Here is a 12039-nt window from a genome sequence, read left to right on the forward strand (position 1 = left end):
GTATGAAGGGATCATTGGCGCGGCGGCGGTTCGGTGATGAAGTCGACCTTGACGATGCCCGCCCGCTGGCAGGCAGACACGACCCGGCCGATGGCGGCGTAGCGTGCGTCGAGATCGCCACGGATGTGGACTTCGGGTTGCGGCGACTGCACGGCAACCGCCTTGAGTTTCTCGACGAGCGTGGCGGCATCGGGCACGCGCCGTTCGTCCCAGAACACGTCGCCTTCTTTCGTCACGGCGAGAATCACGTTCTGCGGCGTCGTTTGCAGCGGCTGCACGGCCTCCTTGGGCAGCGTGACCGGCACGGTGTGCGAGACCACCGGAATCGTGATGAGGAAGATGATCAGCAGCACCAGCATCACGTCGACCAGCGGCGTCGTGTTGATGGACGACATGGTCTCGTCGTGCTCGGCGCCGTCGCGGGGGCCCACGGTCATGGCCATGGCTCACCCCACGCGGGTGAGGGCGGCGGCCTTGGTCGCGGCGGCGGCCCCGGCCGTGGTCGTGCCGGTCAGGATGACGATGTGCAGTTCCGTCGAAAACCCGCGCACGCGCTCCATCACCGCCTTGTTGCGGCGCACGAGCCAGTTGTAGCCGAGCACGGCGGGCACCGCGACGGCCAGGCCGATGGCCGTCATGATCAGCGCTTCGCCGACCGGCCCCGCGACCTTGTCGATGGAGGCCTGGCCCGCGATGCCGATCGCCGTCAGCGCGTGATAGATGCCCCACACCGTGCCGAACAGGCCAATGAACGGCGCGGTCGAACCGACGGTGCCGAGAAACGCGAGGCCGTCCTGCAGGCGGCTCGAGACGGATGTGGTCGCCCGCTCGATGGCCGCCGCGACCCACTGGTTGAGGTCGACCTGTTCGACCAGCGCGCCTTCGTGATGGTCGAACGCCGCGAGACCTGTCTCGGCGATGAAGCGGAACGGGCTGCCGGCATCCAGTTTTTTCGTGCCTTCGCTGAGACTGCCTGCTTTCCAGAATCCCGCCTCCGCCGCCTTCGCGCGGCGCAGCACGCGCGTTTGCTCGAGCAGTTTCGCGACGATGATGTACCAGCTGCCCATGGACATGACGACCAGGATGAGCAGCGTGCCTCGTGCAATGAAATCCCCGCCTTTCCAGAGCGCATCGAGACCATAGGGATTCGTCACCGTGTCGGTGGCGGCGTGGGCGGCGCTGGCCGCGAGGAACAGTGCCGTCGCGAGGGCGGCCTTGCGGGTTCGGTTGAGCATGAATGTCTCCTGAAATGCGTTGCCAAGTGGAAAGGGAACGGCTGTCGAGGGCAGCCTCAATCGAGCTTGAAAGAGAAGGGCACCTGCACGCGGACTTCCTCGCCCTGTGCGACGCAGTGGAACTGCCGCACGGCGTTTTCCGCGGCCCGGTCGAGAACGGGCGCGGCCGACCGGGTCACGCTCAGGTCCTTGACGTTGCCGTCGGTGCCGACCACGAACGACACGACGACGTCGCCGGTCAGGTTGTCCTTGAGCGCTTCACGCGGATAGCGAATGGCGGCGCGGACCTGCGTCGAGTTGGGACACACCACGCCGACGCTTGTCGACACCGGCGCCGCAGGAGCGGGTGGCGCGGGCGGCGCGACGGGGGCCGACGGCGCGGGCGTGGTCGACGGCGCGGCGATCGCGTTCGGCGACGGCGGTGCCGCGACGCGCACTTCCGGGGGCGGCACGAACGGCGGCGGGGGCGCGACGTGCTTCGGCGGCGGCGGTGCGATGTGCTTCGGCGGTGGTGGAGGAGGGGGCGGCGGCTTGATCTCTTCGATGATGCGCGTCTCGATCGGCTGACGAATCACGTCCACGACTTTCGTCGCGAGACCGGTGAGCAGTGCGTAGACGATCACCGCATGCAATCCGACCACGAAGGCGATGCCGCCAATGCGCCGGACAGGTGGCTTGGGTTGTGCGTAGTTCATGTCCCGCGTGTCTCCTGCGTCGATGTGACTTGGGAGCCACGTTAAAACCCGGGCATTTCTGGTTCATATCGGCTTTGTATCGGCGCTGATACAAAGTCTTTCCGGATGGGCCTTGTCGCGGCGGGAGTCGAGAAACCAGACGGAGCGGCGAAGGCGGACGATGCCGAGCGGCGTCTCTTCGGGAAAATACCGGGCGGGTTATCCATGACGTGAACGCTCGTCAGGCATCCCGATCGTTCCGGACGACCTTGTGGGGCAAGGTGCGGGAGCAATTATTTCAACGCTGCAACAATTCGTGCAAAAAGCCCTTATATTGACGGGCAATAATGAGTGAGGCACATCTCACCGCCGCAACATCGGAGACAAGACGCCGTGAACAAAGCGATTCGTATTCTCGTCGTCGACGACGACTCGCAGATTCGCAGCCTGTTGTGCGACTGCCTGGCAGACTTCGGCATGACGACCGCGCAAGCCGGCAGCGGCGCGGAAATGCATCACGCGCTCGGGGAGGGCGGCTTCGATCTCGTGGTGCTCGACCTGATGCTGCCGGACGACGACGGCCTCAATCTCTGCCGCGAGATTCGTGCGACGTCGGAAATCCCGTTGATCATCCTGACCGCGCGCGGCGAGATGACCGACCGGATCGTCGGGCTGGAACTGGGCGCCGACGACTATATCGTCAAGCCGTTCGAGCCGCGCGAACTGGTCGCGCGCATCCAGACGATCCTGCGCCGCGTGCGTGCGCAAACGCAGGGCCGGACGCGGGCGCAGGAGGAAAGCCGCTTCGCCGGATGGCGGCTTCACCAGATCGGCCGCCACCTGATTGCGGCCGACAACACGGTCATTCCGTTGTCGAACGCGGAATTTCGCCTGCTCAATGCGTTCCTCGCCGCGCCGGGGCGTGTACTGAGCCGCGAATACCTGATGGATACCGCGCGCGGCAAGTCGATCGACACGTTCGACCGCAGCATCGACGTGCAGATATCACGCTTGCGTCAGAAGTTGCGCGAGGACATCAAGGAGCCGCGCCTGATTCGCACGATTCGCGGGGAAGGGTACATGCTGGATGTCGGTCATCGTTAGGGTTGCGTGCCGATCGTGGCATCCCGCCCGGGATCGGCTGTCTCCCGCGTCATCGGCAGGCGGGCGATATCGTCCGACGCATTCGGTATGCGGCCGCGGCGACGCCGGCAAATTCCCGTCCGGACCCGGTTCGAAGCGGCACGGCCACGCGTGTCCACCCGCCGCGGCGGCCCCGCCTGCTGGCCGTCCGGCTTCCGACATGGCAAATCTGCTCACCGCAATCGAGCGGCTTGGGCATCGACGTCCGCCGCCGCAAGGCATAGATTTCCAAGGTTGACGTGCCTATCCGCACGCCAGCTCGCGCGCAGGCCGGCAACCGGTCGCGCGTTCCCAATCAGCGTGAGACACAATCGAGCGTGGAGACGACACGATGAGCCTGTCAGAGCCATTGCGTCTGCATGTGCCGGAGCCCACCGGGCGCCCGGGCTGCAAGACGGACTTTTCCTATCTGCATCTATCGCCGGCCGGCGCCGTTCGCCGCCCGCCGATCGACGTTGCCGCGGCGGACACCGCCGATCTCGCCCGCAGCCTCGTGCGCGTGCTCGACGACAGCGGCAAGGCCGTCGGCCCGTGGGCACCGGATCTCGACGATGCGCGGCTGGTCGCCGGCCTGCGCGCGATGCTCAAGACCCGCATTTTCGACGCGCGCATGATGATCGCGCAGCGTCAGAAGAAAATCTCCTTCTACATGTTGAGCCTCGGCGAAGAGGCGATCGGCACCGCGCACACGATGGCGCTGCGCGACGGCGACATGTGCTTCCCGACCTACCGGCAGCAGAGCATCCTGATCACGCGCGACGTCCCGCTCGAACGGATGATCTGCCAGCTGATGTCGAACGAAGGCGACCCGCTGAAAGGCCGCCAGCTCCCCGTGATGTACTCGGATCGCGACGCGGGCTTCTTCTCCATCTCCGGCAACCTCGCGACGCAGTTCATCCAGGCGGTCGGCTGGGCGATGGCGTCGGCGATCAAGGGCGACACGAAGATCGCGTCCGCGTGGATCGGTGACGGCGCGACGGCCGAATCCGACTTCCATACCGCGCTCACGTTCGCGCACGTGTACCGCGCGCCGGTCGTGCTGAACGTCGTCAACAACCAGTGGGCGATCTCGACGTTCCAGGCGATCGCGGGCGGCGAAGGCACGACCTTCGCCGGGCGCGGCGTCGGCTGCGGGATCGCGTCGCTGCGCGTCGACGGCAACGACTTCCTCGCGATCTACGCGGCGTCGAGCTGGGCGGCCGAACGCGCGCGCCGCAATCTCGGCCCGACGCTGATCGAGTGGGTGACCTACCGTGCGGGCGCGCATTCGACGTCCGACGACCCGACCAAGTACCGGCCGAGCGACGACTGGTCCCATTTCCCGCTCGGCGATCCGATCGAACGCTTCAAGCGCCACCTGATCGTCAAGGGCATCTGGTCCGACAGCGCGCACGAAGCGTTGACGGCCGAGCTCGAGGCCGAGGTGATCGCCGCGCAGAAGGAAGCGGAGAAATTCGGCACGCTGGCCGACGACCGGATTCCGTCGCCGGCGTCGATGTTCGACGACGTGTACAAGGAGCTGCCCGCGCACCTGCGCCGTCAGCGCCAGGAACTGGGAGCGTGATCATGGCGCAACACGAGACAGGCACGGCAACGCAGCCGATGACGATGATCCAGGCGCTGCGCTCGGCGATGGACGTGATGCTCGGGCGCGACAGCAACGTGGTCGTGTTCGGGCAGGACGTCGGTTATTTCGGCGGCGTGTTCCGCTGTACCGAAGGACTGCAGAACAAATACGGCAAGTCGCGCGTGTTCGACGCGCCGATCTCCGAAAGCGGGATCGTCGGCGCGGCGGTGGGGATGGGCGCATACGGGCTGCGCCCGGTGTGCGAGATCCAGTTCGCCGACTATTTCTACCCGGCGTCCGACCAGATCGTGTCGGAAGGTGCGCGGCTGCGCTATCGCTCGGCCGGCCAGTTCATCGCGCCGATGACGATCCGCATGCCCTGCGGCGGCGGCATCTACGGCGGCCAGACGCACAGCCAGAGCCCGGAGGCGATGTTCACGCAGGTGTGCGGGCTGCGCACGGTGATGCCGTCGAATCCGTACGACGCGAAGGGGCTGCTGATCGCCTCGATCGAGAACGACGATCCGGTGATCTTCCTCGAGCCGAAACGGCTGTACAACGGGCCGTTCGACGGCCATCACGACCGGCCGGTCACGTCGTGGCTCAAGCATCCGGCCAGCGCGGTGCCCGAAGGCTACTACACGGTGCCGCTCGATACGGCCGCCGTGGTGCGGCCAGGCAACGACGTGACGGTGCTGACCTACGGCACGACGGTGCACGTGTCGCTCGCCGCGGCCGAGGAGACGGGCATCGACGCGGAGGTGATCGACCTGCGCACGCTGTGGCCGCTCGACCTCGACACGATCGTCGCGTCGGTGCGCAAGACCGGGCGCTGCGTCGTGGTGCACGAGGCGACGCGCACCTGCGGTTACGGTGCGGAACTGGTGTCGCTGGTCCAGGAACATTGCTTCTACCACCTCGAGGCACCGGTCGAGCGCACGACGGGCTGGGATACGCCGTATCCGCATGCGCAGGAGTGGGCGTACTTTCCGGGCCCGGCCCGGGTCGGTGAAGCGTTGCGACGCGTGATGGAGGCGTGAGATGGGGATTCATGTCATCAAGATGCCGGATATCGGCGAAGGGATTGCCGAGGTCGAGCTGGTGGCCTGGCACGTGGAAGTCGGGCAGACGATCAAGGAAGACCAGCCGCTCGCCGATGTGATGACCGACAAGGCGGCGGTCGAGATTCCGTCGCCGGTGACGGGCAAGGTGATCGAGCTCGGCGGCCGGATCGGCGAGATGATGGCGGTCGGCAGCGAGCTGATTCGCCTCGAGGTCGAAGGCGACGGCAACCTGAAGGCCGGCGCACCGGTGCGGGAATCAAAGGTAGCAACCGCACCGGTCGCTTCGGCGCCGTCGAAGTCGGTGGTCGAGGCGCCGGCCGAATCGTCCGCCAAGCCGGCCGCGAAGCACGCACCGGCAGAGCCGCGTCGTGCGAAGCATGCCGGGCATGCGGAGAAAGTGGAACCGCCGCGCGCGGCGCTCGCGCCGGGCGAACGGCCGCTCGCGTCGCCGGCCGTGCGCCAGCGCGCATGGGACATGGGCATCGAGCTGCGCTATGTGCGCGGCACCGGTGAAGCAGGGCGGATCCTGCACGCGGACCTCGATGCGTATGCGGGTACCGGCAGCGGTGCGGCGCGCGGATCGCACGCGCATGGCTACGCCGAACGCAACGACGAAACCGACGTACCGGTGATCGGCCTGCGGCGCGCGATCGCACGCAAGATGCAGGAAGCGAAGCGCCGTATTCCGCACTTCAGCTACGTCGAGGAGATCGACGTCACCGAGCTCGAATCGTTGCGCACGGAACTGAATCGCCGCCACGGCGACACGCGCGGCAAGCTCACGCCGCTGCCGCTGCTGATCCGCGCGATGGTGATCGCGTTGCGCGACTTCCCGCAGATCAATGCGCGTTTCGACGACGAAGCGGGTGTCGTCACGCGCTACGGCGCGGTGCACATGGGCGTCGCGACACAGACGGACGGCGGTCTCACGGTGCCCGTGCTGCGTCATGCGGAAGCGCGCGACGTGTGGTCGATTTCCGCCGAGATCGCGCGGCTTGCCGACGCAGTGCGCGCGAACCGCGCGCAGCGCGACGAGCTGAGCGGCTCGACGATCACGATCTCGAGCCTCGGCGCGCTCGGCGGCATCGTGTCGACGCCGGTCATCAATCATCCGGAAGTCGGCATCGTCGGCGTGAACCGGATCGTCGAGCGGCCGATGATCCGCGACGGCGCGGTCGTCGCGCGCAAGATGATGAACCTGTCGTCGTCGTTCGACCATCGCGTCGTCGATGGCGCGGATGCGGCCGAATTCATCCAGGCCGTGCGTGCGGTGCTCGAGCGCCCGGCACTGCTGTTCGTGGAGTGATCACGCAATGAAGAACGAACACACCACGCTGCTGGTGATCGGCGGCGGCCCGGGCGGCTACGTCGCCGCGATTCGCGCCGGCCAGCTCGGCATTCCGACCGTGATCGTCGAGCGCGACCGGCTCGGCGGCACGTGCCTGAACATCGGCTGCATTCCGTCGAAGGCGCTGATCCACGTGGCCGATGCATTCGAACAGGCCCGCGGCCACGCGGGCGAGGGCGCACTCGGGATCCGCGTGCGCACGCCCGAGATCGACATCGCGAAAAGCGTCGCCTGGAAGGACGGCATCGTCGACCGGCTGACGCGCGGGGTCGGCGCGCTGCTCAAGAAGAACGGCGTGCGCGTGCTGCACGGCGATGCGCAGGTGGTCGACGGCAAGACCGTCGACGTCGTCGGCGGCGGCCATACGACGCGCATCAGCTGCGAGCACCTGTTGCTCGCGACCGGCTCCGAGCCGGTCGCGCTGCCGTCGATGCCGTTCGGCGGGCATGTCGTGTCGTCCACCGAGGCGCTGTCGCCCGAGACGTTGCCGAAGCGGCTGGTCGTCGTCGGGGCCGGGTATATCGGGCTCGAACTCGGGATCGTCTATCGCAAGCTCGGCGTCGACGTGAGCGTGGTCGAAGCGGCGGAGCGCGTGTTGCCCGCGTACGATGCCGAACTCGCGCGGCCGGTTGCCGATTCGCTCGCGCGGCTGGGCGTGCGGCTGTTGCTCGGCCACAAGGTGCTCGGGCTCGCGGAGCACGGCGCGGTGCGCGTGCAGGCCGCCGATGGCGCGGAGCAGACGCTGCAGGCCGACCGCGTGCTGGTGGCGGTGGGGCGCCGGCCGCGCGTCGACGGCTTCGGGCTCGAGTCGCTGCCGCTCGATCGCAACGGCCGCGCGCTGTGGATCGACGACGAGTGCCGGACGTCGATGCGCAACGTCTGGGCGATCGGCGACGTCGCCGGCGAGCCGATGCTCGCGCATCGCGCGATGGCGCAGGGCGAGATGGTGGCCGAGCTGATCGCCGGCAAGCGCCGCAAGTTCGTGCCCGCATCGATCCCGGCCGTGTGCTTCACCGATCCGGAGATCGTCACGGCCGGCTGGTCGCCGGACGACGCGCGGGCGGCCGATGTCGACTGCGTGAGCGCGTCGTTCCCGTTCGCGGCGAACGGGCGCGCGATGACGCTGCAGGCGACCGACGGCTTCGTGCGTGTCGTCGCGCGGCGCGACAACCACCTGATCGTCGGTTGGCAGGCGGTCGGGCGCGGCGTGTCGGAGCTGGCTGCCGCGTTCTCGCAGTCGCTGGAGATGGGCGCGCGGCTGGAGGATATCGGCGGCACGATCCATGCGCACCCGACGCTCGGCGAAGCGCTGCAGGAGGCCGCGCTGCGTGCGCTTGGGCACGCGGTGCATGTGTGACGGGCGAGCCTCCTGAAAAAGCGCCGCGGATGCGCAACGCGCGTATCCGCGGCGATATTTACGACAGGTAGACGGCAGACACGTTCATTCGATATCCGGCACGCTGCGATGCCGGTGCTCCGGGTTTCGCCTAGTCCTCCGGATCGTATTGACCGTCGTCCGTCCTGCTGCGGCCGGCGGATGCCGCCCGCATCCTCAATTCCCGCGGCGTTACGCCGAAGTGCCGCCGAATCGCGGTCGACAGGTAGCTTTGCGTGCCGAATCCGCAGTCCAGTGCGATCGACAGGATGCTGTCCGACGTATGTTCGAGCAGCAGGCGTGCGCGTTCCAGCCGCCGCTCGATGATGTATTGCGCCGGCGTGCGGGAAAACTGCATCCTGAATGCGTCGATCGTCGCGCGCTCGCTCATGCCAACCAGTCGGCAGAGGTCGGCCGTGTCGATACGGCTTTCCAGCGACGCATCGATGAACCGGTTGATCGTCTGTGCGCACAGCGGCGCGCTGGCGGCGTCGGCTGTCAACGGCTGATCGGCGGCGTGCGGGTTTCGCCGGTAGGTGGCGCCGGGCGGTTCGCCGAAGCGACGGTAGTACTCCCGAATGAAGCGCGCCGTGATCGAGAATCCATGCGCATGCAACGTCGCATCGAAATCCGGCCCGTCGCCTCGCGCGAGCGCGCGGTTCACGTGGCGAAAGCGCGCTTCGTTGCGCAGTTCGGTCGATGACCGGCCTGTCAGGCGGCGGATGCCGTGCTCCAGCGCCTCGGTCGCGCAGCCGAGCACGTGCGCGATCGCGCCGAGCGTTTTCCACCGCAGCGGCGCGTCCTCGAGCATGTGGATTGCCATGCGAGTCTGGTGTTCGGGCGTGCAATGGTCGCGGTCGAACAGCGCGCCGTGGTTGTTCGCGTGGCCGGCCACCATGATCTTCAGCATGTGTTCGAGCAACGCGTCGACGGCGACGCCGGGAATGGGCGACATCCTGATCATCCGGCGCAGGCAACCGGCCGCGGCATTCCATTGCATCCGCAGCTCGGGCGAGACCGGTGTCAGCCCGAACTCGACCGGCTCGAGCCCCGGCCGGCCAATCCATTGTGCGAGAAAGCGGTTGACCCGGTCCGCATCGATGATGACCGACAGATGGCCGAATCCGTCGCCCCCCGTCGTGCAGAACGAGTGGCCAGTCGACGAAATCGGCATGACGTCACCCGTCGTGCAGGCCGCATCGTCACCGTTGCTTTCGTAACGAGCGTGGCCACGACGGCAGGACAGGAACAGGTAGTTCGGACGCGCATCGTTCGAGCGGAAGTGAAAAGGCATCAGGTAGTCGACGTCGTAGACGCCGATGCCGTTCCATTCATGTCCCGTCATGCTGACATTCCGACGAACCGCGTGCTGCGCCGTGAACTGGTTGTCGGCATAGATCGTGCCGATGAAATCGGACACTTCGTCGGGGTCGTCGCTGCGAAACCGGTGCGTCCTGTGAAGCGGGTCGCTCATGCTGGTTTCCACTCCGAACGGATGCCGGCGCGACTCGATGCCGGCGGCGGTGTGACGGGACGCACGCAACCGGCGTGCGTGCCCACTATTGCACCTTGCCGGCGCACCGTGCGTCAAGAATTGTCAAACGGGCGGCTGCACGCGGAAGGCCCGTGTTGTCTGATGAAACACCGCGCGGCAACGTCGATGTGTCCGCTCGGCCGGCTTCCGGATTTTCATTTTTCCGGTACGCATTCTTGAAAGAACCGGCACGGTCGGAACGCTAATATGGTTGAACCGATTGTTAGTCAATCGTGGATAGTGCATCTCGACGCGCCCCGTTCATTCGCGCCATCGGCTCGACTACACTCGATCCATCCCAATATTTTCAGTGATCCGGAGTTTTCGAATGAACACAGCATCGATGGCAGACAAGGTCGTATTGATCACTGGCGTCTCGTCCGGTCTCGGTCGCGAACTGGCGCAACGGCTGCTCGCAGAAGGCGCGCGGGTCGCGGGCACCGTACGCGGAGCGGAGCAGGTCGCCGAATTCGAACGGCTTGCGCCCGGGCGTGCGCTCGGTGTCCTGATGGACATCACGCAGCCCGACACGGTAGCGGCGGGCGTGCAGCGTGTGATCGAGCAGTTCGGCCGGATCGACGTGCTCGCCAACAATGCTGGCGTCGGCACGGTCGGCGCGGTCGAGGAGACGACCGAAGCCGATGCGCAGCAGATCTTCGACGTGAATTTTTTCGGCGGGTTGCGCCTGATCCATGCGGTCTTGCCCACCATGCGCCGCCAGCGCTCGGGGCACATCGTGCAGTTCTCGTCGATCGCCGGGTTCGCGGGCTACCCGGGGCTGGGCGTGTACGCCGCGGCCAAGGCCGCGACCGGCGTGCTCGGCGAGGCGTTGGCCGGCGAGCTCGCACCGCTCGGCATTCATGTGACGGTGCTGACGATCGGCATTTTCGAAACCCAGTTCGCCGGACGTTCGCTGGCGTATACGTCGAACCGGATCGACGACTACGCGGACACGCCGGCCGGCCAGTTCCGCGGATTCATCGGCCAACTGCAAGGCAAGCAGCCCAATGTGCCGGAAAAGGGCGCACAGGCGATCGTCGATATCCTCAAGGCGGAGAAGCCGCCGGTCCATCTCGCGCTTGGTGCCGATGCGGTGGGAACGATGCTCGGCCGAGCCGAATCGATCGAGCGTGATATCCGCGCATGGGAAACCGTGTCGCGATCGACTCAGCGCGACTGAGCGGGTATCCGGTTCGTTCGGGTAAGGTCCGGATCAATAGTATCGGTGTGCTAAGTAACGGGAAGGAATCGTCGTGAATCGGCCCTCGTCGCGATCGATATCGCGCGGGCCAGGCATGCGTCCGGATGCGCTGGACGCGAAACCGTGGAGAAGCAGACATGAACAATCGAACAAGCGTGGCGATCGTGACCGGCGCATCGCGAGGTATCGGCGCGGCAATCGCGCGGCGCCTGGTGGACGACGGGCTGGCCGTCGTCATCAATTACGCAGGCAAGGCGAGCGAGGCCGAGGAACTGGCGAGCGATCTCGCGGGCGAGGGCGGGCGGGCGGTCGCGGTCCAGGCGGACGTCAGCGATCCGGCTGCCGTGGCGCGGCTGTTCGATGTGGCCGAAGCGAAGTTCGGCGGCGTCGACGTGCTGGTGAACAACGCCGGAATCATGAAGCTGGCGCCACTGGTCGATAGCGACGACGCGCTGTTCGACACGCAGATCGCCATCAACCTGAAGGGGACGTTCAACACGCTGCGCGCGGCGGCGCGCCGGCTGCGCAACGGCGGGCGCATCGTCAACCTGTCGAGCAGCGTGGTCGGACTGAGGCCCGAGACGTACGGCGTCTATACGGCCACCAAGGCAGCGGTCGAAGCGATGACGGGCATCCTGTCCAAGGAGCTGCGCGGTCGCTCGATCACCGTCAACGCCGTCGCGCCGGGGCCGACCGCGACCGACCTGTTCCTGAACGGCAAGTCGGCGGAGCTGATCGAGCGCCTGTCGAAGATGAATCCGCTGGAGCGTCTCGGTACACCGGCCGATATCGCGAACGCGGTCGCGTTCCTCGTTGGTCCGGACGGCGGCTGGATCAACGGGCAGGTGCTGCGCAGCAACGGCGGGATGGTTTGAGTCCGCACGGTTCGTATCGAAGG

The 12039-nt window shown here is 66.8% G+C and carries 11 protein-coding genes; 7 read left to right on the forward strand and 4 right to left on the reverse strand.

Features of this window, described 5'->3' with window-relative positions; all coding sequences use genetic code 11:
* Positions 1-11: 11 nt before the first annotated feature.
* Genes G3N98_RS12135 through G3N98_RS12145 form a run of 3 tightly spaced genes read right to left on the reverse strand, consistent with a single transcriptional unit; the run spans position 12 to position 1930 of the window.
* Positions 12-443 (reverse strand): biopolymer transporter ExbD, encoded by a 432-nt coding sequence (locus tag G3N98_RS12135; RefSeq protein ID WP_089424941.1) that lies wholly within the window; start codon positions 441-443, stop codon positions 12-14.
* A gap of 3 nt (positions 444-446) precedes the next feature.
* A complete protein-coding gene (locus tag G3N98_RS12140; RefSeq protein ID WP_175240956.1) occupies positions 447-1235 on the reverse strand; it encodes a MotA/TolQ/ExbB proton channel family protein in 789 nt (262 codons plus the stop codon).
* Between the two features lie 56 nt (positions 1236-1291).
* A complete protein-coding gene (locus G3N98_RS12145; RefSeq protein WP_206148317.1) occupies positions 1292-1930 on the reverse strand; it encodes an energy transducer TonB in 639 nt (212 codons plus the stop codon).
* Positions 1931-2302: 372 nt separating this feature from the next.
* On the opposite strand from G3N98_RS12145, the gene G3N98_RS12150 reads away from it, so the two are divergent.
* The 5 genes from G3N98_RS12150 to lpdA all read left to right on the forward strand — a co-directional run bounded on the left by G3N98_RS12150 (position 2303) and on the right by lpdA (position 8388).
* On the forward strand, positions 2303-3013 hold the full coding sequence (locus tag G3N98_RS12150) for a response regulator transcription factor (RefSeq protein ID WP_197523792.1): 711 nt from the start codon (positions 2303-2305) through the stop codon (positions 3011-3013).
* A gap of 370 nt (positions 3014-3383) precedes the next feature.
* Positions 3384-4616, forward strand: coding sequence for a 3-methyl-2-oxobutanoate dehydrogenase (2-methylpropanoyl-transferring) subunit alpha (locus G3N98_RS12155; RefSeq protein WP_089472478.1), 1233 nt, complete (start codon positions 3384-3386; stop codon positions 4614-4616).
* 2 nt (positions 4617-4618) lie between these two features.
* A complete protein-coding gene (locus tag G3N98_RS12160) occupies positions 4619-5659 on the forward strand; it encodes an alpha-ketoacid dehydrogenase subunit beta (RefSeq protein WP_089472479.1) in 1041 nt (346 codons plus the stop codon).
* A 1-nt stretch (position 5660) separates the two neighbouring features.
* Positions 5661-6989 carry a dihydrolipoamide acetyltransferase family protein gene (locus G3N98_RS12165; protein WP_089424948.1) on the forward strand — a complete coding sequence of 443 codons (1329 nt, stop codon included), beginning with the start codon at positions 5661-5663 and terminating at the stop codon, positions 6987-6989.
* Between the two features lie 7 nt (positions 6990-6996).
* Positions 6997-8388 (forward strand): dihydrolipoyl dehydrogenase, encoded by a 1392-nt coding sequence (gene lpdA / locus G3N98_RS12170; protein ID WP_206148318.1) that lies wholly within the window; start codon positions 6997-6999, stop codon positions 8386-8388.
* A gap of 130 nt (positions 8389-8518) precedes the next feature.
* On the opposite strand, the gene G3N98_RS12175 is transcribed toward lpdA, so the two are convergent.
* Positions 8519-9880, reverse strand: coding sequence for a helix-turn-helix domain-containing protein (locus G3N98_RS12175; RefSeq protein WP_089472481.1), 1362 nt, complete (start codon positions 9878-9880; stop codon positions 8519-8521).
* Between the two features lie 388 nt (positions 9881-10268).
* On the opposite strand from G3N98_RS12175, the gene G3N98_RS12180 reads away from it, so the two are divergent.
* Positions 10269-11120 (forward strand): oxidoreductase, encoded by an 852-nt coding sequence (locus G3N98_RS12180; RefSeq protein ID WP_174975752.1) that lies wholly within the window; start codon positions 10269-10271, stop codon positions 11118-11120.
* 158 nt (positions 11121-11278) lie between these two features.
* On the forward strand, positions 11279-12016 hold the full coding sequence (locus G3N98_RS12185) for an SDR family oxidoreductase (protein ID WP_089424951.1): 738 nt from the start codon (positions 11279-11281) through the stop codon (positions 12014-12016).
* The last annotated feature ends 23 nt before the right edge of the window (positions 12017-12039 follow it).

The sequence above is a fragment of the Burkholderia sp. Tr-20390 genome (assembly GCF_017104595.1).
Lineage (GTDB): Bacteria > Pseudomonadota > Gammaproteobacteria > Burkholderiales > Burkholderiaceae > Burkholderia.